The organism is Photorhabdus akhurstii (assembly GCF_018448925.1).
GTDB classification, from domain to species: Bacteria; Pseudomonadota; Gammaproteobacteria; order Enterobacterales; family Enterobacteriaceae; genus Photorhabdus; species Photorhabdus akhurstii.
Genome location: NZ_RCWE01000002.1, coordinates 360,372 through 382,658, shown reverse-complemented (window position 1 = coordinate 382,658; position 22,287 = coordinate 360,372). Strand labels below are relative to the sequence as shown.

At 41.3% G+C, this 22,287-nt stretch carries 19 protein-coding genes and 1 pseudogene; 13 read left to right on the top strand and 7 right to left on the bottom strand.

Annotated elements, in window-relative coordinates; genetic code table 11:
* Positions 1-104 precede the first annotated feature (104 nt).
* From EAE93_RS04275 to rluB, 5 genes are all read left to right on the top strand, one after another.
* Positions 105-1,973: a glycoside hydrolase family 18 protein gene (locus EAE93_RS04275; RefSeq protein ID WP_214039151.1), complete on the top strand. Its 1,869-nt coding sequence runs from the start codon at positions 105-107 to the stop codon at positions 1,971-1,973.
* A 190-nt stretch (positions 1,974-2,163) separates the two neighbouring features.
* Positions 2,164-3,024 (top strand): RNase RNM, encoded by an 861-nt coding sequence (gene rnm, locus EAE93_RS04270; RefSeq protein WP_036805742.1) that lies wholly within the window; start codon positions 2,164-2,166, stop codon positions 3,022-3,024.
* A gap of 27 nt (positions 3,025-3,051) precedes the next feature.
* Positions 3,052-3,672: an L-threonylcarbamoyladenylate synthase gene (locus tag EAE93_RS04265; protein ID WP_036805745.1), complete on the top strand. Its 621-nt coding sequence runs from the start codon at positions 3,052-3,054 to the stop codon at positions 3,670-3,672.
* 319 nt (positions 3,673-3,991) lie between these two features.
* On the top strand, positions 3,992-5,140 hold the full coding sequence (locus tag EAE93_RS04260) for a C2 family cysteine protease (RefSeq protein ID WP_250150871.1): 1,149 nt from the start codon (positions 3,992-3,994) through the stop codon (positions 5,138-5,140).
* Positions 5,141-5,604: 464 nt separating this feature from the next.
* On the top strand, positions 5,605-6,537 hold the full coding sequence (rluB, locus tag EAE93_RS04255; protein WP_214039149.1) for a 23S rRNA pseudouridine(2605) synthase RluB: 933 nt from the start codon (positions 5,605-5,607) through the stop codon (positions 6,535-6,537).
* 33 nt (positions 6,538-6,570) lie between these two features.
* Here the strand turns inward: rluB and cobO are convergent, their stop codons facing one another.
* Together cobO and EAE93_RS04245 are read right to left on the bottom strand one after the other, a co-directional pair.
* Complete coding sequence (cobO, locus tag EAE93_RS04250; RefSeq protein ID WP_250150870.1) at positions 6,571-7,167, bottom strand: cob(I)yrinic acid a,c-diamide adenosyltransferase; 597 nt, start codon at positions 7,165-7,167, stop codon at positions 6,571-6,573.
* Positions 7,167-7,931, bottom strand: a complete 765-nt coding sequence (locus tag EAE93_RS04245) for a YciK family oxidoreductase (protein ID WP_110090757.1) — start codon at positions 7,929-7,931, stop codon at positions 7,167-7,169. Before EAE93_RS04245 ends, cobO begins: the two co-directional genes overlap by 1 nt.
* 492 nt (positions 7,932-8,423) lie before the next feature.
* On the opposite strand from EAE93_RS04245, the gene catA reads away from it, so the two are divergent.
* A complete protein-coding gene (gene catA / locus EAE93_RS04240; protein WP_214039148.1) occupies positions 8,424-9,062 on the top strand; it encodes a type A chloramphenicol O-acetyltransferase in 639 nt (212 codons plus the stop codon).
* 158 nt (positions 9,063-9,220) lie between these two features.
* Here the strand turns inward: catA and EAE93_RS04235 are convergent, their stop codons facing one another.
* Positions 9,221-9,334 (bottom strand): integrase, encoded by a 114-nt coding sequence (locus EAE93_RS04235; protein WP_235319350.1) that lies wholly within the window; start codon positions 9,332-9,334, stop codon positions 9,221-9,223.
* Positions 9,335-9,537: 203 nt separating this feature from the next.
* Between EAE93_RS04235 and sohB the strand changes: the two genes are divergently transcribed.
* Positions 9,538-10,584, top strand: a complete 1,047-nt coding sequence (gene sohB / locus EAE93_RS04230; RefSeq protein ID WP_110087114.1) for a protease SohB — start codon at positions 9,538-9,540, stop codon at positions 10,582-10,584.
* A 166-nt stretch (positions 10,585-10,750) separates the two neighbouring features.
* Here the strand turns inward: sohB and EAE93_RS04225 are convergent, their stop codons facing one another.
* Entirely contained in the window at positions 10,751-10,930 is a 180-nt protein-coding gene (locus tag EAE93_RS04225) for a hypothetical protein (protein ID WP_146110568.1), read from the bottom strand.
* Between the two features lie 58 nt (positions 10,931-10,988).
* Between EAE93_RS04225 and EAE93_RS04220 the strand changes: the two genes are divergently transcribed.
* Positions 10,989-11,819 carry an alpha/beta fold hydrolase gene (locus EAE93_RS04220; protein WP_036805756.1) on the top strand — a complete coding sequence of 277 codons (831 nt, stop codon included), beginning with the start codon at positions 10,989-10,991 and terminating at the stop codon, positions 11,817-11,819.
* 105 nt (positions 11,820-11,924) lie between these two features.
* Here the strand turns inward: EAE93_RS04220 and EAE93_RS04215 are convergent.
* Positions 11,925-12,124, bottom strand: a pseudogene (locus EAE93_RS04215) (DUF2498 family protein); the annotation flags it as partial.
* A 350-nt stretch (positions 12,125-12,474) separates the two neighbouring features.
* Between EAE93_RS04215 and topA the strand changes: the two are divergent.
* Positions 12,475-15,075, top strand: a complete 2,601-nt coding sequence (topA, locus tag EAE93_RS04210) for a type I DNA topoisomerase (RefSeq protein ID WP_214039147.1) — start codon at positions 12,475-12,477, stop codon at positions 15,073-15,075.
* A gap of 304 nt (positions 15,076-15,379) precedes the next feature.
* A complete protein-coding gene (cysB, locus tag EAE93_RS04205) occupies positions 15,380-16,354 on the top strand; it encodes an HTH-type transcriptional regulator CysB (protein ID WP_036805759.1) in 975 nt (324 codons plus the stop codon).
* A gap of 49 nt (positions 16,355-16,403) precedes the next feature.
* On the opposite strand, the gene EAE93_RS04200 is transcribed toward cysB, so the two are convergent.
* The gene (locus EAE93_RS04200) at positions 16,404-17,231 is read right to left on the bottom strand and encodes a hypothetical protein (protein WP_110087117.1); all 828 of its coding nucleotides are present in this window, start codon (positions 17,229-17,231) and stop codon (positions 16,404-16,406) included.
* 253 nt (positions 17,232-17,484) lie between these two features.
* Between EAE93_RS04200 and acnA the strand changes: the two genes are divergently transcribed.
* Positions 17,485-20,160, top strand: a complete 2,676-nt coding sequence (gene acnA, locus EAE93_RS04195; RefSeq protein ID WP_214039146.1) for an aconitate hydratase AcnA — start codon at positions 17,485-17,487, stop codon at positions 20,158-20,160.
* A gap of 69 nt (positions 20,161-20,229) precedes the next feature.
* Here the strand turns inward: acnA and ribA are convergent, their stop codons facing one another.
* Positions 20,230-20,838 carry a GTP cyclohydrolase II gene (gene ribA / locus EAE93_RS04190; protein ID WP_139656611.1) on the bottom strand — a complete coding sequence of 203 codons (609 nt, stop codon included), beginning with the start codon at positions 20,836-20,838 and terminating at the stop codon, positions 20,230-20,232.
* Positions 20,839-21,076: 238 nt separating this feature from the next.
* Between ribA and pgpB the strand changes: the two genes are divergently transcribed.
* Both pgpB and EAE93_RS04180 read left to right on the top strand, forming a co-directional pair.
* A complete protein-coding gene (gene pgpB / locus EAE93_RS04185; RefSeq protein ID WP_214039145.1) occupies positions 21,077-21,811 on the top strand; it encodes a phosphatidylglycerophosphatase B in 735 nt (244 codons plus the stop codon).
* Positions 21,812-21,971: 160 nt separating this feature from the next.
* A complete protein-coding gene (locus EAE93_RS04180) occupies positions 21,972-22,283 on the top strand; it encodes a LapA family protein (protein WP_036805770.1) in 312 nt (103 codons plus the stop codon).
* Positions 22,284-22,287 lie beyond the last annotated feature (4 nt).

Below are 22,287 nucleotides of genomic sequence, written 5' to 3'. Positions count from 1 at the left end.
AATCAGTCATCTGAATTTAAAATTCTTACTCGTTATCATTAACATTCAAATTAGCCTCTTCTATCCATGTGGAGGCTAAATATAAATTTCATTGGAGTTTATAAATGGTAAACAAATATACTTATACCTCATCGAAATCCATGTCCGACATAAGTGATATTATTGGTGAGCCATTAACCGCATGGAAAAATCAGGCAGGCGGCCAAGTTTATAATGTTATTTTTAATGGTGGTGTTTATACCAATACCTATTGGGTTGAGCGCTGGCATATTCCCGATCCTACGGCTAAAGAGGGAACACCGCATAATGCCTGGAAATATATTCGTCAAGCGACGGAAGAAGAGATAAAAGAGCACGGAAATCCTACCGATGGGCGCGTTGATCCGACAGAAGATATTCCTTCACCGGTTTTACAACCGGATGATATTACAGAAAAAACCTATCAACGGCCGGATGTTAATTTTAAACCGGATGGTTCAGCGGGCAACCTTTCTTATACTGCGACGCGTGTTTGTCGCCCGATGTTTAATGAATATGAAAGCGATAAATCCAGACCGAAACTTTCTGCTTATATTACTGATTGGTGCCAATATGATGCGCGTTTAGATGGTAAGGATGATGAAGCGGATGATCGGGGAAGAGGATTTGATTTAAGCACTATCAATGTGACTGCTTATGATAAATTAATATTCAGCTTCTTGGGTATTTACGGTGATACTGGTGTAAAAGGGAAGACGATTAAAGAAGTTGCGGATGGCTGGAATAGCCAGAGTGAAATAAAAATTACCGAAGGCCATATTGTTCCTCTTGATCCTTATGGTGATTTAGGTACTGCCCGTAATGTGGGATTACCTAAGGAAAGTGCGAATACTGATATTAATGCAGGAACATTTTTGCCTTTTTATCAACAAAAGAAAGCGTCTGGTTTATTAGGTGGATTACGCGAATTACAAAAAACGGCGCGTTTAGCGGGTCATAAACTTGAACTGGCTTTTAGTATTGGTGGCTGGAGTATGTCCGGTTATTTCTCCGTAATGGCGGCTGATGAAACAAAACGTGGCGTTTTTGTTGACAGTATTGTTGATTTTTTTGAACGCTTTCCTATGTTCAGTTGTGTCGATATTGACTGGGAATATCCCGGAAGCCCAGGTGAAGATGGCAATGTTTACGATCCGAAAGATGGGGAATATTACGCTCTGTTAATTAAAGAATTACGTGAGTCTTTGGATAGCCGATTTGGGCGAGAGGACAGAAAAGAGATCTCCATTGCTTGTAGTGGTGTAAAAACGAAATTAGAGACCTCCAATATTGCCGAATTAGTCAAGAATGGTTTGGATAATATTTATTTAATGAGTTACGACTATTTTGGTACCGGATGGGCGCCTTATATCGGCCATCATACTAATCTCTATTCGCCAAAAGATCCTGATCCATCAGGGGCGTCTGATTTATCCGCGGAAGTTGCTATCAATTACTTACATCAGGATCTTGGCATACCTTTGGAGAAAATTCATTTAGGTTATGCTAACTATGGTCGTGCAGGCAAAGGGGCAAAGCTTGAAACCCGTGAATATAATAAAACTGGCGATGCGTTAGGAACAATGGAAAAAGGCTCACCTGAATTCTTTGATATTGTTAATAATTATCTGGATAGCGAACATACCCTCGCGACCGGGAAAAATGGCTTTGTGCTAATGACGGATACCAATGCTGACGCCGATTTCTTGTTTAGTGAAACAGCAGGACACTTTATCTCATTAGATACACCACGCACGGTGAAACAGAAAGCGGAGTATGTCGCTAAGAATAAACTGGGCGGTATATTTTCTTGGTCAGGCGATCAGGATTGTGGTTTATTGGCGAACGCGGCCAGAGAAGGAATGGGTTATGTTGCTAAATCTAATGATGAGACTATCGACATGGGGCCACTCTATAATCCGGGTAAGCCCTATTATTTGAAATCTATTGGCTAGGTGAAGAAAAACGCTGATTAATTCTTCTCTGTCAATAACAAGGGATATTGCATTTCTCATCCGTGAATTTCTTCATTCTTAAAATTACTCTATTCAGCCCGATATTTTAGGGCTGAATAGGGTTCTATTCTGTAAAATGTCACCGTTTATCGCTAAGCTATACCTAGCTATTTAATCAGAGAACGGAATAATGACAAATTCAACGACTGAATGGGTGACAATTTATGATCTGCATAGCCATACGACTGCATCGGATGGTTTACTTTCACCATCAGAATTGGTTGAACGGGCAGTGGCAATGGGCGTTAATGTATTGGCTGTGACGGATCATGATACAACGGATGCTATTTTGCCCGCTAATGAACATATCAGTCGGCACAACTTGCCATTAAAACTGATATCAGGCGTTGAGATATCTACTCTGTGGCAAAATATGGAGATTCATATTGTTGGTTTAAACATTGATATTCAATCAAACGCAATGGTTACATTACTCGGTAAACAAGCTGAACTCAGAAAAGAACGAGGCATTGAAATAGGCCATAGATTGGCAAAGGTAGGTATTCCCGATGCTTGGGCAGGGGCGAATCGGTTAGCGAAGGGTGGACAAGTGACGCGAGGCCATTTCGCCCGTTATTTAATTGAAATAGGCAAAGAACCAACAATGGCGAAAGTATTTAAAAAGTATCTGGCAAAGGGAAAAATCGGATACGTTCCACCTCAATGGTGTACAATTGAACAAGCTATTGATGCCATTCATCAATCAGGTGGTCAAGCAGTCATTGCTCATCCGGGACGATATGATTTATCGACTAAATGGTTGAAGCGTCTGATTGTCTGGTTTAAACAACATGGTGGTGATGCAATGGAAGTTGCACAGTGCCAGCAGGCGCCTAACGAGCGGCAATCTCTCGGTCAATTATCGCGGGAATATGATTTGATGGCTTCGTTAGGTTCTGATTTTCACCAGCCTTGTTCATGGATAGAGTTAGGGCGTAAATTGTGGTTGCCCGGTGATGTGGTACCAATATGGCGTAACTGGTCACTGTAGGGGCTGCATAAAATTAAGAGGTAATTTATGAGCCAGTTTTTTTATATTCATCCTGATAATCCGCAGCCGCGTTTAATAGGGCAAAGTGTGGATGTGCTTAAAAAGGGTGGAGTGGTTGTTTATCCAACAGATTCCGGTTATGCGATTGGTTGCCATCTGGAAGATAAAGATTCGATGACTCGGATATGTCGTATCCGTCAGTTAGATAGTCATCATAATTTCACCTTAATGTGCCGGGATTTGTCAGAAATATCGACCTATGCTTATGTCGATAATTCAGCTTTTCGTCTGATTAAGAATAATACGCCGGGTAATTACACGTTTATTTTGCGTGCGACGAAAGAAGTTCCTCGTCGTTTGATGAATGATAAGCGGAAAACCATCGGGTTACGTGTTCCATCTAATCCAATTGCTTTGGCGCTGCTTGAACAAGTGGGTGAACCATTGATGTCCACTAGCCTAATTTTGCCGGGCAATGATTTTGCTGAATCTGATCCTGAAGAAATTAAAGATAATTTGGGAAAGTTGGTTGATCTGATTATTCATGGGGGTTATTTAGGGCAACAGCCTACAACCGTAATTGATTTAACTGAGGATACACCGGTTGTAATACGGGAAGGGGCTGGCAATATCACGCCATTCTTATAAGCTACGCAGTAATTATTTTCAGAATCTATATAGAGCCTGTGTATTATACGCAGGCTTTATATTTTTGATTTTTTAATGGAATCGAAATGGTTATTGTTATTTCGAATTATTGATACTGATTCAATAAAATAAAATTATCATCTATTTAATAATTAAGTTGATTTTAATAACGTGATAAGGAAATATTTACCGCACCTAAGGTAAGTATATTTGCTAATTATTTAATCATATTATTAGGTATAAAACCTTTTGGCTGGTTATTTAATATAAATAACAGCGTAAGGTTATCCATCCATTATAAAATCAAGGGATATTGAAAATGTCAGTTGTTAATTTCTCCGATCAACCAGTTGATGTCAATAATGTTCACTCCTGGCCAAAATCACCAGATAGGGATTTAAGCGCATGTGGGCGTGACGCATATGCTGAAAAATCAGTGCAAGAAGCATTGATCGGAGATCCTGATAAAGCGATAAAATTAAGCGAATTAAATGATATTCTGGCGACCTGTGAACCTTTTGACTTTAATGGAATCACTTTATATGCAAAAGATCCGGTATTAGCCTTAATTAAAGCATTATCAGAGAAGAATGGTTATTTATTGGATGATTCATATTCTCCTGAACAATGGCAAAGTGGAGGAGTTGATAAGCATAGTCGTATTAAAGATTTTATTGAATCCCCTAGCATGTTTATTAAAGGGGTAGAGATGATCGATATGGGGCAGCTTTATCTTGGCAATTGCGGCTTTGTTAGCACCATTGGAGCAATTGCGTCCCATCCAGAAGGGCATAATGTGTTATTCTCTTCCATTTATCCGCCAGTTTATAATTCAACGGGCGTTTATTCCGTTAGAATCATCAATCAATCGAAAATTGGTTATTTACTGATTGACGATGATCTGCCTCGCGTTAGTTTCTCTGCTATGGAAGATAAGAATGAATTTTGGTATTACCTAATTGAAAAAGCATTTGCGAAATTGCATGGAAGCTATGAGAATTTAGGCGGCGGTAATGAAATCTATTTTGGTATAGAATCGACAGCAAATACCGGTATTAATCAGGATAATCAGGATCGTATTTGGGATGAGAAATTTATCGATATCTTCAAAGTAAAACATCATGTGACTTATCAAGGAACGGGTTCGTCTACGGATTTGGTATCAGGTCATGCTTATTTAATATTAGATGCTCAACAATGGAATGATATTAAGTTAGTACGACTGCATAATCCGTGGAATGTCGTTAAATACAAAGGTCCATATTCTCCTGACTCTGCTGAATGGAAAAATATTCCAGAAGACGTGCAAAATGAGATATTCCAGAATAGCCGATTTGAAGGGAAATCATTCTGGATGCCATATGATCTTTATGTTAAGAATTTACCAAAAATCAGCGATATGTATCTCAGTGAAACCATCCCTGATTCACTGAAAAGTATTGCAAATCCATCTCCAATTCAAGAGTGAATAAGATATTGGTTCTGCCAAGGTTGACTTGTAATTCACTAATTTAATATTAGTACTTGGTATTAATGGCAATTTAAATAAAGCTTAATGAAATGGTGGTCTTAAATTTATAATTTATGGCCACTTTTATGTTATTAGAAAATTATATTTTATCAATTATTTGATAATTGAAACAGTGAGTGGATTCTATGATTGTAGTTATGTTTTGGTCCGGTTGGTACAGTAATATTTCTGTGTTTTTCTGACCAAATTCGGTGTTGAGTGATAAATAGGTACATTTATTAGCATCATTGACTTTAAAATTCGTGTAGAATGCGCCACCACGGAGTTAGGATTATGATGTATTTTTTGACATCCTATGCTATCAAATGTATTAAAATCAGTTTGTTATGATTGAATTCCACCATAACGTATTGATTGATATATAACACGACGCCTGTGAAGGCGACAATAGAGGTTGCTCAATGAGCGGTAAAACACAGAAATCTGAAAAGTTACAGAAAATTCTCGCGCGTTCCGGTCACGGTTCCCGCCGCGAAATAGAAGGTTATATTCAACAAGGGCGCGTCAGTGTTGACGGTAAGATTGCGACTTTAGGTGATCGCCTTGAAGTTCAGCCCGCCACAAAAATTCGCCTTGATGGCCGGATATTAAGTATCAAAGAATCTCAAAAAGCGGTTTGCCGTGTTCTGGCTTATTACAAACCAGAAGGTGAACTTTGTACTCGTCATGATCCAGAAGGGCGGCCAACGGTTTTTGATCGTCTGCCTAAATTGCTAGGTTCCCGCTGGATAGCGGTTGGGCGTCTGGATGTGAATACCTGTGGTTTGTTGCTATTTACCACGGATGGTGAACTGGCTAATCGTTTGATGCATCCAAGCCGTGAAGTTGAACGCGAATATGCAGTCCGTGTCTTTGGTGAAGTTGATGATGCTAAATTGAAGCAATTGGCTAAGGGGATTCAACTGGAAGATGGTCCCGCTTCATTCCGCACTATCGCGTTTAAAGGCGGTGAGGGGATGAATCAGTGGTATAACGTCACGTTGACAGAAGGGCGTAACCGTGAAGTTCGTCGTCTTTGGGAAGCAGTTGGCGTACAGGTGAGCCGTCTTATTCGTGTGCGTTATGGGGATATTGGCTTGCCAAAAGGCTTACCACGCGGGGGATGGACAGAACTGGGTCTGGAGCAGACTAACTATTTACGCCAATTAGTGGATTTGAATGCTGAGACGATTTCCAAAGTAGCAGTAGGGCCTGATCAACGCCGGCTTAAAGCTAACCAAATCCGCCGGGCAGTTAAACGCCATGCTCAGGTAACATCACGTCCATCGGCAGGAAAACGTCAGGGCAGTTCGCGCCAGAATGCGGGGCGAACAACCGTACCAAAAGGCCGTTAAGTTTTCTGGGTCTCGTGTCATAGCGGGACCTTTTTACCAGTCGATCCCTTTTTGTGCCTTAATACCGGCGTCAAAGGCATGTTTTACCGGACGCATCTCTGTGACGGTATCTGCCATTTCCAATAATTCACGATGACAACCGCGGCCGGTGATAATAACAGATTGGTGCTCCGGTCGGTGGTTAAGCGCAGTAATAACTTCTTCCAGAGGAAGATAGCCATAACTCACCATATAAGTCAGTTCATCCAATACGACCAGATCCAAATCGGGATCAGATAACATCTCTAACGCATGGCGCCATACTTGATGGCAGGCTACAGTATCGGTTTCCCGGCTTTGAGTTTCCCAGGTAAAACCTGTCGCCATAACATGGAAATTCACCCCATGTTGTTCTAGCAGATTTTTCTCGCCATTCTCCCATTTGCCCTTGATAAACTGGATCACACCGGCGCGAAATCCATGACCTATCGCACGGGTCACTGTGCCAAATGCAGCGGTGGTTTTGCCTTTGCCATTGCCGGTAAAAACGATGAGGATACCCCGTTCTAATTGGGCGGCTTCAATACGGGAATCCACTTTTTCTTTTAGACGTTGTTGCCTTTTCTGATGTTGGTTGTCATTGATTGTCATTATTCGGCTGGTCCTGCTTTGCGTCCGGGTTGTGCATCAAAACTGATGCCTGTTTTATGCAGACTATCTCTGCCCATAAGATAAAGATACAGTGGCATAATATCTGCCGGTGTTTTCAGTTTAGCAGAATTTTCGTTAGGGAATGCGCGGGCACGCATATTTGTGCGAGTGCCGCCGGGATTAATACAGTTAACGCGTAGAGAAGCGTGTTTATATTCTTCGGCTAAAACTTGCATCATGCCTTCGGTTGCAAATTTAGAGGCAGAATAAGCACCCCAGCCACTGCGACCTTCGCGGCCAACGCTCGAACTGGTAAAGATGAGTGATCCGTCAGGCGACGTCAATAATAGCGGCAGCAAAGCTTGAGTTAACATAAAGGTCGCATTGACGTTGACTTGCATAACGTCATGCCATAATTGGACGGGTTGCTCCGCCATCGGCGCGACAGCTCCCAGTAAACCGGCATTATGCAATACGCCATCCAGACGCGGATAATGTTGCGCTAAATTGTCAGCGAATGTCTGGCACTCTTCGGCTGTGACGGTAAGCAGATCCATTGTGTAAACAGTTGCAGGTGCGCCACCTGCTTGTTCAATCTCTTTTTGGACAGCTTCCAGTTTGTGTGTTGTTCTGCCAAGTAAGATCACTTGTGCGCCATAACGGGCGTAAGTCAAAGCCGCTTCACGGCCAATACCCTCTCCAGCGCCTGTCACCAGAATAATACGTTGTTGTAGGAGGTCATGTTTTGGTTGGTAATGTAACATTTGAAGATTTCCTATTGTTGACGGCGCGATTTGTTACCGTCGGAGGCCGTTCGGGCTATCAAAACAGAAAGTTATATATTGAGTCAAATTTGCCAAGGTTGATTGCTCAGGAGATATACCCGTCATCTTTCAAGCTGCCTCTTTGTTGGCTGCACTCGCTCACCCCGGTCACATAGTTTGCTATGCTCCCGGGGATTCACTCCCTGGCCGCCGCGATGCAACTTGAAATCCATAGGGTATAAACGGAAAATATGGCGGGTTGATAGAGGTTTGTGTAAGTTTTTATGGCGTGGAGTCTTTTGTTGTCTGATTTATTAAAGATAATGCTGTGTTGGTAGTTATTTGCTTCTGGCTAATATATAATTTTTCTTCGTCAGAGAGTGAGTATTTAATCCAATTTCATACCGGAGTGATTATGAGTCCAATACAAACGGAAAAAGCAGCCCTTCTAATTTAATCAATTTGTTAAATTTTACATTAGAAGGGGAAAATATGAATTACTCAAAGATTGAGATAGATCGCTGGGATAGGAAAGAGCATTTCTTGCATTATCGTAATGTCGTGCAATGCGGATTTAGTCTGACAACAAAGATTGATATTACCCATTTGTTATCTTCGTTGGTAGAAAAACGATATAAATTCTATCCAACCATGATTTATTTAATATCAAAAGTTGTGAACTCTTACTCTGAGTTTAGAATGGCTATAAAAGATGAAGAATTAATTGTATGGGATGATGTAAACCCTGCGTATACAATCTTTCACAAGGAAACCGAAACATTCTCAGCGATTTGGACTGAATTCAATTCCGATCTGGAAGAATTTATGAAAAACTATTCTGCTGATTATGAAACCTATAAAGATGATCTTTGCTTTTTTTCTAAACCAGAACTACCTGAAAATCACTTTCACATATCGTCAGTGCCGTGGGTAAGTTTTGATGAATTTAACTTGAACGTCGCGAATTTTACGGATTATTTTCCACCCATATTTACAATGGGAAAATTTTACCAAGATGGAAATCAAACTCGGTTGCCTTTGGCAATTCAGGTGCATCATGCTGCTTGTGACGGTTTCCATGTGGGGCGTGTTATTAATAAATTACAAGAACTATGTAATGATTTTGTTTAGTTAAATACAACCTGAATTATTTATGACCTCAATATAAAGTTGTATTGAAATACACTAATAGCCATCAGTTAATACTGGTGGTTTTTATGTCCATAATATTTATACCCTATGGATTTCAAGATGCATCGCGGCGGCAAGGGAGCGAACCATTGCATCATTTATAGCGATAACGGTCTCTTTTCCTGCTGTTCGATAATTTCCTGTTTCTCTTTCAGGTAGTCGTAGCGATCATAGTGCTTGGTTGAAACTCCGGGTTTTTTGTGATTCTGCAATTTAATCCCTCATTTTTGAATTGGTTCCCCATTTCTCGATCTAATGGTGTAGAATTGGCTACAGAGACCGATATACTGGGCGTTTTTATTTGTACATATTCGTGTTTATTGAATGCGAGTTAATTATAATATATTGTTTTTAAATGAAAAAATTAAATACATTTATTGTAAATTCATAATCTAAGAAACAAAAGGTGGATTTTGTGGAGTACTTATCTCTTTACGGGTTGTTTTTAGCCAAAGTAGTTACGCTGGTGTTGGCGGTTATTGCTCTGGCAATATTCGGTATCGGAATAGGAATGCGGAAATCCTCGCTAAAAGGAGAATTGAAACTCACCGATCTCGGTGAATCATATCGGGATAAGCAGCGTCAAATGCAGCGGGCGCGCATGACAGAGGCGGAGGGGAAAATCTGGCAGAAAGAGTTTAATAAACAACAAAAACTCGAATCCAAACAGAAGAAGAGTGACGCTAAAGCCGGTCATAAAGGATTACAGAAACCTTGCCTTTATGTGCTGGATTTTAAAGGGAGTATGGATGCTCATGAAGTTGATTCATTACGTGAAGAGATTAGCGCAATTCTGGCCGTGGCAGATGCAAAAGATGAAGTGTTGTTACGCTTGGAAAGCCCTGGAGGAATGGTGCATGGCTATGGGCTGGCAGCCTCTCAGCTTGTCCGTTTGCGTCAGAAAGGCATTCGCTTGACTATTGTCGTAGATAAAGTTGCTGCCAGTGGGGGCTATATGATGGCCTGTGTTGCTGATCGTGTGGTTGCCGCACCTTTTGCCATTATTGGTTCTATTGGCGTGGTCGCTCAGATTCCGAACATTCATAAGCTATTGAAGAAAAATGATATCGATGTGGAACTTCATACGGCTGGTGAATATAAACGTACACTGACTGTGTTGGGAGAAAATACAGAACAGGGCCGGAAAAAATTTCAGGAAGATCTGAATCAGACTCACGAACTATTCAAAGCATTTATTCATACACATCGCCCATCACTTGACGTGGAAAGTGTGGCGACAGGTGAATACTGGTACGGCTCACAAGCGAAAGAGAAGGGATTGATTGACGAAATTGGCGTCAGCGATGATCTGTTGATTGCTCAAATAGATAATTGTGAAGTTATTAGCGTGAGTTATACACGTCGTAAACGCATGGTAGAGCGTTTCACCGGCAGTGCAATGGAAAGTATTGATAAACTGTTATTGCGTTGGTGGCAAAGAGGGGAGAAGCCTCTGCTTTAATTAAAATTCCGCTATTTTAAATCAATTATCTTGGCGTATCCCAAGGCGTTCTGTTTCGACATTCAGGGGCGCCTTGATATATTGCTTAATTGTAATGTGCAATTGTACAGCGTGACGCTTATTATCATGATGTTATTCCCCTGAAAAACCCGCTATTTTGGCCCTGTTAAAATATTACAGGTATTACATAATTTGCTTTACATCCCCCTTCCTGCTTGTGAGGAGCCGCAGGCTTTTCTACACCAATAGTTGATACTCTGGCTTTGCGTTTATCTGTTCTGCCGGGCTGATCTTCAAACAAGTACAAGTCACTTTTGCACAGCGCTATTGGCGTCTTTAAACGCACTATGCAAATCCCCGAAGAATGGCAACTTACAATAATATTCATAAGGAAATAAAGTATTATGGCTATTTCACAATACGATATTCATACCAGTCATGCTGTCATCTCTGTTGCTGATACGGGAGGTGATGGATTACCGGTCCTCCTTATACACGGTAATTCAAGTTGTAAAGAAGTTTTTCGCCACCAAATTAACTGTTTTGGCGACGAATACCGGATTTTAGCGATTGATTTACCAGGACATGGTGCTTCATCAAACGCAGAGGACCCTCGCCGGACCTATTCGATATCCGGCTATGCTCTTTGCATCATCGAAGTACTGGAAAAATTAGGCATCGATAAAGTTGCTGTTTTCGGATGGTCACTGGGGGGGCATATCGGTTTGGAGCTGATCTCGCGATTCTCTGGGATTGTTGGGCTAATGATTTGTGGTACGCCGCCAGTTAGCCCAGGTGCTGAGAATGTCAGGCTTGGATTTAAACCAAGCCGGTTTATGGCAATATCTGGTAAGGCTTTGCTGACAGAAGAAGAGATTACAGATTATACCCTGGCGTTGTATGGAAAAGACGCACTTTGTGAGCCATTTCTAAGAGCCGCAGTAGCGCGGACCGATGGTTTGGCTCGGCAATATATGTCTGAAGCGTCGGTTTCACCGGACGTTATGGATCAACGGTTATTGGTTGAAACAAACCCAACACCACTTGCTATCGTTAATGGTGCAGAAGATTTATTTGTTAATATTGATTATATTAACGGAATAACCTACAAAAATCTCTGGACTGATCAAGTGTATAACTTGCTCCACTTGGGACATGGGCCATTCTGGGAATCTCCAGAGCTGTTTAATCGTTTGATGGCGGGTTTTTTCTCTGATCTCACCTTAGAAATGTAATTAATACCTGTAGTTTGTCATCAGCGGTATTTTATATACCCGGCAGATATATTTTTATATCGTTTTCATATATCTGCCTATTCATTGCTCAATAAGTTTTTGTTATTAATTTTCGAGATAATATTGTTTCGGTAGGATATGCTTCAGATGTTTGAACATATTGAAAATAGTAGTACTTTTACCTATAGGTAAACCATTTCCGCTTAGAAAAGATTCACCATCAATACTAATACATTTCCTTTTTGTTCTACGCTACTTATATACATGCCATGAATAAAATCTTCATGTTGACGGATGATATGGCTGGTTTTTTTTAATCATTGTTCACCTTTAATCGGTGTTGTTCGGTTTTATCTTTTCCTGTTCTTATCAAAAATAATTTGTTGCGCATCATTTTTTATCAGGTAGAGTGTGAACTTTTCATCATGCAGATGGAAGATTTTGTTTACGGTGATTACTTCATTCATTTGCATAGCTCATGGGCGGTATCTAAAATACCTTAGATAATTCAATATGTTTCGAGTTTGGGGAAATCAACTGAATAAAAATAAGTTGATATATTGAGAATCTATCGCAATATAAAAAGAGGTTTTAAATACCGTGATATGGCGCAGTGAATTCCACCATCTGAAAAGATAATTAGGTAAAGATAACTATGGGTAAAGCTCTTGTAATAGTGGAGTCCCCGGCAAAGGCCAAAACAATCAACAAATATTTGGGGAGTGACTACGTGGTGAAATCCAGCGTTGGTCATATCCGTGATTTGCCGACCAGTGGCTCAGCCAGCCAAAAGAGTTCGAGCTCATCTACCGATAAGTCTAAGAAGAAGGTTAAAAAAGATGAGAAAGCTGCATTAGTCAACCGTATGGGGGTTGATCCATACCGTGGTTGGGAAGCGAATTATCAGATTTTGCCGGGCAAAGAGAAGGTCGTGGCAGAGCTAAAATCGCTGGCTGAAAAAGTTGATCATGTTTATCTCGCAACGGATCTTGACCGCGAGGGAGAAGCCATTGCATGGCACTTGCGGGAAGTGATTGGTGGTGATGGCGATCGTTTTAGCCGGGTTGTTTTTAATGAAATCACTAAAAATGCCATTAAACAGGCATTTGATAATCCGGGTGAATTAAATATTCACCGGATAAATGCGCAACAAGCTCGCCGTTTTATGGATCGAGTTGTGGGTTATATGGTTTCTCCGCTACTGTGGAAAAAGGTCGCCAGAGGGCTATCTGCCGGTCGGGTGCAATCGGTGGCGGTACGCCTTGTGGTAGAGAGAGAACGTGAAATTAAAGCGTTTGTACCGGTGGAATATTGGCAATTACATGCTGATTTGCTGGCGAAAGGCGAAATTTCACTGCATATGGAAGTGACCCATCAGCAGGGTAAACCGTTTAAGCCGGTTAACAGTGAGCAAACTCAAGCTGCCGTCTCTTTACTGGAAAAAGCCCGTTACAAAGTGATTGATCGTGAAGATCGTCCGACATCCAGTAAACCAGGCGCGCCGTTTATCACCTCTACGTTGCAACAAGCTGCCAGCACGCGTTTAGGGTTTGGCGTTAAAAAGACCATGATGATGGCTCAGCGTTTGTATGAGGCCGGCTATATTACTTATATGCGTACTGATTCAACTAACCTGAGTCAGGATGCGTTGGATATGGTTCGTGGTTATATCGGTGATAATTTTGGCGATAAATACCTGCCAAAAACCGCCAATACTTACAGCAGTAAAGAGAATTCACAGGAAGCGCATGAAGCGATTCGTCCTTCCAGTGTTGATATCATGGCAGAACAACTGAAAGATATGGATGCGGACGCACAGAAGCTGTATCAGTTGATCTGGCGTCAGTTTGTGGCTTGTCAGATGACACCGGCGAAATACGATTCCACAACACTGACTGTACAAGCGGGTGATTTTGAGTTGCGGGCCAAAGGTCGTACATTGCGTTTTGATGGCTGGACAAAAGTGATGCCTGTATTGCGCAAAGGTGACGAAGACCGCACGTTGCCAGTTGTTGAAATTGGTACAGAACTTGATTTGCAACAACTGCTCCCAAGCCAACACTTCACTAAGCCACCGGCGCGTTATAGTGAGGCATCTCTGGTTAAAGAGCTGGAGAAACGCAGTATTGGTCGCCCATCTACTTATGCTTCCATTATCTCCACAATTCAGGAGCGTGGTTATGTTCGCGTAGAGAGTCGCCGTTTCTACTCAGAGAAAATGGGAGAGATTGTGACTGATCGTCTGGAAGAGAATTTCAACGAGCTGATGAGTTATGATTTTACTGCGCGAATGGAAGATCAGCTTGATCAGGTTGCAAGTAATAAAGCCGAATGGAAAGGGGTTCTGGATGAGTTTTTCACTGATTTTAGTGAACAGCTAGACGTCGCCAATAAAGAGCCGGAAGAGGGTGGCATGCGGCCCAATCCGATGGTTATTACCTCTATTGAGTGCCCGACATGTCAGCGCTCTATGGGCATTCGAACGGCAACTACTGGCGTTTTCCTGGGTTGTTCTGGCTATGCGTTGTCACCTAAAGAGCGTTGTAAGCAGACGATAAACCTTATCCCTGAGAATGAAATTCTTAATATCTTGGAAGGGGATGAGGCGGAAACAAACGCGTTGCGAGCTCGTCGTCGCTGTAAAAAATGTGGTACGGCGATGGACAGCTACCTCATTGATAACCAACGTAAATTACATGTTTGCGGTAATAACCCTGCTTGTGATAGTTATGAAGTGGAAGAGGGCGAATTTCGCATTAAGGGATATGACGGTCCTGTTATCGAATGTGATAAATGCGGCGCTGAAATGCACCTGAAAATGGGTCGTTTCGGTAAGTACATGGGCTGTACTGATGAAACTTGTAAAAATACGCGTAAGATCTTGCGTAGTGGGGAAGTAGCGCCGCCAAAAGAGGACCCGGTTCCGTTACCAGAGCTTCCTTGTGAAAAATCTGATGCCTATTTTGTATTACGCGATGGCGCTGCTGGCGTATTTTTAGCAGCGAATACCTTCCCTAAATCTAGAGAAACCAGAGCGCCGTTGGTAGAAGAGCTAGCGCGTTTTAAAGAGCGTCTGCCGGAGAAATTACGTTACTTGGCTGATGCTCCTGTGGCAGATGCCGAAGGCAATAAAACAGTTATCCGTTTTAGCCGTAAAACTAAACAGCAATATGCTTCTTCGGAGAAAAATGGCAAGGCGACAGGTTGGAGCGTGTTTTATGTTGATGGAAAATGGGTTGAGAAAGATAAAAAGTAACAATTTCTGACAGAATCAACACTCTCTTTTTCTTAGTAAAGGGATTATTTTCTTCTATTAAGCCAACCTTATAGGTTGGCTTTTTTCACCTATAGGCAGTATCTTAAAATATATGAATTAGAATCGCGCTAAACATTCATTATGAATTTTCAATTATTCGTTATATAAATATATAATCGTGTTATAGTGGTTATATGCGACAACAATATTATTTCTATTCGTTATAATAAATAGCAAACAGCAATATCAGTCCAGGTTTCTAAGTCATAATTGTTCACAGCGTTTATTTTGGGATGGTGTTTATATGAAATTGCAACAGCTTCGTTACATCGTGGAGGTGGTAAACCACAACCTTAATGTTTCATCTACGGCAGAAGGATTGTATACATCTCAACCCGGGATCAGTAAGCAAGTCAGGATGCTTGAAGATGAATTAGGTATTCAGATTTTTTCCCGTAGTGGTAAACACCTGACGCATGTTACTCCCGCAGGTGAAGAGGTTGTCCGAATTTCTCGTGAAGTATTATCTAAGATTGATGCAATACGGTCAGTTGCTAGTGAACATACTTATCCGAATCGTGGTTCGCTATATATTGCTACTACCCACACACAGGCCCGTTATGCATTACCTCCTGTGATTAAAGGTTTTATTGAACGTTATCCGCAGGTTTCTTTACACATGCATCAGGGGTCGCCGACGCAAATTGCTGAAGCTGTTAGTAAAGGTAATGCTGATTTTGCTATTGCAACTGAAGCGCTCCATTTATATGAAGATTTGGTAATGTTGCCTTGTTACCATTGGAACAGGACGCTGGTGGTGACGTCGGATCACCCGCTGGCAGGTAAAGAGAGTGTTTCAATTGAAGAATTGGCTGAATATCAACTGGTCACTTATACGTTTGGCTTTACTGGTCGTTCTGAGTTAGATGTTGCATTCGATAAAGTAGGTTTAAAACCTAAAATTGTTTTCACTGCGACGGATGCTGATGTGATTAAAACTTATGTCCGGTTAGGGTTAGGCGTGGGGGTTATTGCCAACATGGCGGTTGATCCGGTACAGGATAAAGATCTTGTTTGCATTGATATGCGTGATAAATTCGGCTATAGCACAACTAAGATTGGTTTTCGTCGTAGTAGTTTCTTACGCAGCTACATGTATGACTTTATGTGGCGCTTTGCGCCTCACTTGACGCGTGATGTGATTGATCAGGCGGTTGCTCTACGTTCAAATGAAGATATCGAAATGATGTTTAAAGATATCAAATTACCAATCGTATAATGAAATAATTAGGGAGCTAATATTGCTATTAGTTCCCTAATTTTGCTTATCAGATGGATTCAAACTCACCACTGAAGAAATCATCAGACTCTTCTATTGATGTTTTTCTTTGTTTGTTAATGAAACTATCAAAACTGGCTTTAATCTCAGGATTTTCGAGTGCTTCATAGTCTAGGACCGATATTAAGGATGAATACTCAAAATCAACGTTGACATTTTCATTAGAAGCACAACTTGATAAAAAGTTTGAATTAGTGCTATCAAAATTAACTCGATAGAGTTTTAGTTTCGGAATATATACGGTCTTGTCTCCTACAATTAAGGTATCGATAGCAATCGTCAGTGTCACAGTAGAATAGAAGCCTTTATTCTTCCGTATACCTAAGCGGATCGTTTCCCCTTGTTTAGTAAGGAACTTAGCGAAATCCGGCAGCATATCTGTATTTTCGAATACAACCACGTTCATAATAAAATTAAGGAAACTTTTTGAGATGCTTAAACCATTTAATGAATCGGTGTAATTTTTAGATTCAACTTTGCTGGTGCCCATTAGAGGTAACTTGTTAACCACTTTACTCCAAAAGTCCATATCTGTTTTATATTGCTCTCCATACTTTTCCGCGTATTTATTGACATAATTGGTTGCGATGGAGGAAAGTGCAATTAATGTTTTACTTAAACTATTGGTTTTCTCTATAACTTCTGGTTTATCAGATAATTGTTTGGCTATAATGAACTGAACTAAACCATCTTTTTCGTTATATTTATTGGTATTTTCTATACTGAAATAAGCGTCATCGATGTGAAAGAAGGTATTAGCTTCATTGATTTTTGCGATATGTTCCTGGTTATGCGTAATTGCGTTTTTTATATCCATTATTTTGTCCTTGTTTTTTTAATTGATAATTTTAATCCAATTGAATTGTTAGCGAGCTAATTCTATCTGATTATCATTCGATTGTTTACCCGACTAAATTATCAAAATTTATTACTGAAATTCTGATGGATACACTGAATTGACACATTGTGCGGTAATAAAAAACAAATATTTGCTTATATGTTATGTTTAATGTGTGCCATTATCGTTAAGGTAGTTTTGAGTTATGCCAGTATAAGAAGAAGGAGGAGTTATGTCGTTTGATTTGAAAAAGGTTTGTGTTTCAACACTTTCCGCCGCAAGTAAACAATATGATTATTATAGCTTACCACTGGTTGCTAAACATTTGGGGGATATTTCCCGTTTACCCAAGTCTATGAAAGTTCTTCTGGAAAATCTTCTTCGCAATATTGATGGCAATTCTGTTGTTGATGATGATTTGAAAGCCATTGTTGATTGGCAAAATACCGGCCATGCAGACAGAGAAATTGCTTACCGGCCAGCACGTGTATTGATGCAGGATTTCACCGGTGTTCCTGCCGTTGTTGATTTAGCGGCCATGAGAGAAGCTGTCCAGCGTCTTGGTGGTGATGTTGAACAAGTTAATCCATTATCACCCGTTGATTTGGTTATTGACCATTCAGTTATGGTGGATAAATTCGGCACGGAAAAAGCCTTTGAGCAAAATGTTCAATTAGAAATGGAACGGAACCATGAACGTTATCTCTTTCTGCGCTGGGGGCAAAAAGCATTTAACCGTTTTCGTGTTGTTCCGCCAGGAACCGGGATTTGCCATCAGGTAAATCTGGAATACCTGGGAAAAACGGTTTGGCATGAAATGCAGAACGGACGGGCGCTGGCTTATCCTGATACTTTAGTTGGTACCGATTCTCATACCACCATGATTAATGGCCTTGGTGTTTTAGGATGGGGTGTAGGTGGTATTGAAGCTGAAGCGGCTATGTTAGGGCAACCTGTTTCCATGCTTATTCCTGATGTGGTGGGTTTTAAACTTACCGGCAAGTTACGTGAAGGGATTACCGCAACAGATCTGGTACTGACAGTGACTCAGATGCTGCGTAAACATGGCGTGGTCGGGAAATTTGTAGAATTTTATGGGGATGGGTTAGCTGATTTGCCGCTGGCAGACAGGGCAACCATTGCCAATATGTCGCCGGAATATGGTGCAACTTGCGGTTTCTTCCCGGTAGATGATATTACCCTGAGCTACATGCGGTTGACAGGGCGTACAGAACAGCAGATCGCGTTGGTGGAAGCCTATTGTAAGATTCAGGGATTATGGCGAAATCCCGGTGATGAACCGGTATTTACCAGCACTCTTGAGCTGGATATGTCGACAGTGGAAGCGAGCCTCGCTGGACCGAAACGTCCACAAGATAGAGTGGCTTTGGCGCAAGTACCCCAAGTATTTCAATCAGCCGTTGATTTGGAAATGAATAAATCCCAGGGGAAAGCTGTCTCAGCGCCAGTTAATCAGGATAACCAGAAGTATGAGTTAGCAGAGGGGGCGGTCGTCATTGCCGCGATAACTTCTTGTACCAACACATCTAATCCCAGTGTACTGATGGCCGCGGGTTTATTGGCGAAGAAAGCGGTTGAGAAGGGGCTTAAACGCCAACCGTGGGTGAAAACTTCACTGGCGCCCGGCTCGAAAGTGGTAACGGATTACCTTGAACTGGCGGGTTTGATGCCATATCTGGAAAAACTGGGCTTCAATCTGGTTGGTTACGGTTGCACAACTTGCATTGGTAATTCCGGGCCACTGCCTGAATCTATTGAAACTGCGATTAAGCAGGCAGATCTTACCGTCGGTGCCGTCCTTTCTGGCAACCGAAACTTTGAAGGTCGTATCCATCCTCTGATAAAAACTAACTGGCTAGCGTCGCCGCCGTTAGTCGTGGCATATGCTTTATCCGGCAGTATGAAAAAGGATTTGACTAAAGATCCCCTTGGTCAGGATCAACAAGGCAATGATATCTATTTGAAGGATATATGGCCTGATAGCAAAGAAATTGCTAAAGCTGTTGATCAAATTAAGGCTGATATGTTTCACAAAGAGTATGCGGAAGTCTTTGATGGTGATGAAACATGGCAATCGCTGGACGTTGCTAGCTCGGCAACTTATCACTTCCAGCCTGATTCTACTTATATTCGCCACCCGCCATTCTTTAGTGAAATGACAGCCGAGCCAGAAGCGATAACAGATATTCACGGTGCGAATATATTGGCTATTCTTGGGGATTCTGTCACCACAGACCATATTTCTCCGGCGGGGAATATCAAAGCTGACAGCCCGGCAGGGCGTTATCTTCAAGAACATGGCGTTGAGCCTAAAGATTTTAACTCCTACGGCTCAAGGCGCGGTAATCATGAAGTCATGATGCGGGGAACGTTTGCCAATATCCGTATCCGTAATGAGATGATTTCTGGTGTAGAAGGAGGATATACCCGCCATATTCCGTCACAGACACAATTAGCAATTTATGATGCGGCTATGCGTTATCAGGAAGAAAAAACACCATTGGCTATTATTGCGGGCAAAGAATATGGCTCCGGTTCAAGCCGCGACTGGGCAGCGAAAGGTACCCGATTATTAGGAGTTAGAGTGGTGATTGCCGAATCATTTGAGCGTATTCACCGTTCGAACCTGATTGGTATGGGGGTATTACCATTGGAATTCCCTCAGGGCGTAAATCGTAAGACGCTAAATCTGCAAGGTGGTGAGACAATTGATATTGAAGGGATGAATAACCTCAAGCCAGGACAGATTGTACCGGTGAAAGTGACTTATGCGGATGGGCGTAAGGAAATCATTAATGCTCAGAGTCGTATTGATACCAGAACTGAATTAGATTATTTCCACCACGGTGGTATCTTGCATTATGTTATTCGCCACATGTTGAAATAATTTTTACATTATACTAAAGACGGCACTGATTATTTAAGCGCCGTCTTTTCCGGCTAGTTTACTGAAAAATTAATTTTGCTCAGGTAACAAATGCCCCATTTTTCTGGCTTTGGTATCCAAATAATAAGCATTTTTAGGATTCCGGCCGGTAATTAATGGCACACGTTCTACGATATTAATACCTGCTTCGGCCATAATTTCCACTTTTTTGGGGTTATTTGTCAGCAGACGAATAGCTTGAACGCCGAGTAATTTATACATATCTGCGCATAGGGTGAAATCACGCTCGTCGGCGGCAAAACCTAACTGATGGTTAGCTTCTACAGTATCGATACCGTTATCCTGTAATGCGTAAGCCCGAATTTTGTTGATTAAGCCGATATTACGACCTTCTTGCCGATGGTAAAGTAATACACCTCGCCCTTCTTTAGCAATCTGAGCAAGGGCGGCTTCAAGTTGAAATCCGCAATCACAACGTAGACTAAATAGGGCGTCACCGGTCAGGCATTCTGAATGGATTCTGGAAAGGACAGGCTCATTGCCAGAAATAGTACCGTATACTAATGCGACATGATCTTGACCTGTGGCGACTTCTTCAAAGCCGACCATTAAAAAATCGCCCCAGGGAGTGGGTAACTTGGCCTCAGCGACGCGTTTTAATTGCATTTTATTGTTCATATGTTGATTCAGACTCGTTACAAGACATAGATGTGAAAAACAATACCGGTCTGGGAAATCAGGGGACACTGCATAAAAGATTTTCTCTGATTATAATGCGGCGATATTTTGCCATATTTACCGCAAATTATCTGTCAAAAACTTTCAGATAATCATATATAAATGGCAGTTATAACACTAACATGTTAACGCTGAACAAGTTTTTAAAATTATGTATAAAAATAATCCGGTGCCAGATATGAATCAATTTACCAAACCTATTATTATCTCAACCCTGATTTTATTGTTACCACCTATAGCTGTATTGATGGCAGGTTGGCAATGGCAACCTATGGGAGAGTGTTTATGGCTTAAAGTACTGTATTGGATTACTAATACTTCCGGTAAGCCGTGGTGTTATCTGGTTTTTCTGTTTTTTATTTTAGGGCTGCTACGGTTGTTCGCGACTTCGGCCAGACAGGGGGTAATATTGCTCGCTATTGTTATGATGCTCCTTTTAACGGGGCAAGGCATAAAGGTTTTGGTAAAAAATACCACTAAAGAGTCTCGCCCCTATGTTGTTTGGTTAGAAAAAAACTATCAAGCGCCGGCAGATGAATTTTATCAACATTCGCGAAAACAGCGGGCCGAGTTGTTGCAACGCAATTTAAAAGCTGATGACCGTATTCCACAATGGCAACTCAGTCATTGGAAAAGAGAGACCGGATATGCTTTTCCTTCTGGGCATACCTTGTTTGCTGCAAGTTTGTCACTACTTTTAGTAGGTTTTTTATGGCCGCGTCGTCGCTATATTTTGTCTATAATTGTGACGATATGGGCAATGAGTGTTTTGATTAGCAGGATGGCATTAGGTATGCATTGGCCGCAGGATATTATCACATCAACGCTAATTAGTGCGGTATTAGTGATGGCTATTTGTTATCTCACAGAAAAATGGCGGTTGATTAACGACAAAAAGGATTTGGCGGTGTAATTGCTTCTTATTTACACTTAATTGATGAGAAGATATCGTAAAAAAGCTGAAAGACGCATTTATCATGATAAATTGCTTCCTTTATCCAGACTGGAAATGCTAATTTAATGGGCCGTTATCCAGCATAATGTCCAAGCAACAATAGATAACAGGAAAAAATGTGAAATATTTTCTGATTTTATTACTGGTATTGGTGATCTTTGTCATCTCGGTGACTCTCGGATCAAATAATGATCAGGTGGTTACATTTAACTATCTGATCGCTAAAGGGAATTACTCTGTATCTACACTTTTAGCTGTATTGTTTGCTAGCGGTTTCGTGTTAGGTTGGGTTATTTGTGGATTATTTTATCTTCGTGCTCGTTTGTCATTAGGAAGAGCTGAACGAAAGATTAAGCGACTCGAAGCGCAACTGGAGCAACCTGCTGAACCTTCGGTTACTCATTCATCGCTTGCACTTAGCAAGGAATAAACTC

Excerpts from the sequence above, each read along its gene's own strand:
- rnm (WP_036805742.1), top strand. The coding sequence starts at position 2,164 with ATGACAAATTCAACGACTGAATGGGTGACAATTTATGATCTGCATAGC.
- EAE93_RS04200 (WP_110087117.1), bottom strand. The coding sequence starts at position 17,231 with ATGGATATAAAAAACGCAATTACGCATAACCAGGAACATATCGCAAAA.
- EAE93_RS04275 (WP_214039151.1), top strand. The coding sequence starts at position 105 with ATGGTAAACAAATATACTTATACCTCATCGAAATCCATGTCCGACATA.
- cobO (WP_250150870.1), bottom strand. The coding sequence starts at position 7,167 with ATGACAATCAATGACAACCAACATCAGAAAAGGCAACAACGTCTAAAA.
- cysB (WP_036805759.1), top strand. The coding sequence starts at position 15,380 with ATGAAATTGCAACAGCTTCGTTACATCGTGGAGGTGGTAAACCACAAC.
- pgpB (WP_214039145.1), top strand. The coding sequence starts at position 21,077 with ATGAATCAATTTACCAAACCTATTATTATCTCAACCCTGATTTTATTG.
- rluB (WP_214039149.1), top strand. The coding sequence starts at position 5,605 with ATGAGCGGTAAAACACAGAAATCTGAAAAGTTACAGAAAATTCTCGCG.
- EAE93_RS04245 (WP_110090757.1), bottom strand. The coding sequence starts at position 7,931 with ATGTTACATTACCAACCAAAACATGACCTCCTACAACAACGTATTATT.
- EAE93_RS04220 (WP_036805756.1), top strand. The coding sequence starts at position 10,989 with ATGGCTATTTCACAATACGATATTCATACCAGTCATGCTGTCATCTCT.
- EAE93_RS04260 (WP_250150871.1), top strand. The coding sequence starts at position 3,992 with ATGTCAGTTGTTAATTTCTCCGATCAACCAGTTGATGTCAATAATGTT.
- ribA (WP_139656611.1), bottom strand. The coding sequence starts at position 20,838 with ATGAACAATAAAATGCAATTAAAACGCGTCGCTGAGGCCAAGTTACCC.
- EAE93_RS04265 (WP_036805745.1), top strand. The coding sequence starts at position 3,052 with ATGAGCCAGTTTTTTTATATTCATCCTGATAATCCGCAGCCGCGTTTA.
- topA (WP_214039147.1), top strand. The coding sequence starts at position 12,475 with ATGGGTAAAGCTCTTGTAATAGTGGAGTCCCCGGCAAAGGCCAAAACA.
- catA (WP_214039148.1), top strand. The coding sequence starts at position 8,424 with ATGAATTACTCAAAGATTGAGATAGATCGCTGGGATAGGAAAGAGCAT.
- acnA (WP_214039146.1), top strand. The coding sequence starts at position 17,485 with ATGTCGTTTGATTTGAAAAAGGTTTGTGTTTCAACACTTTCCGCCGCA.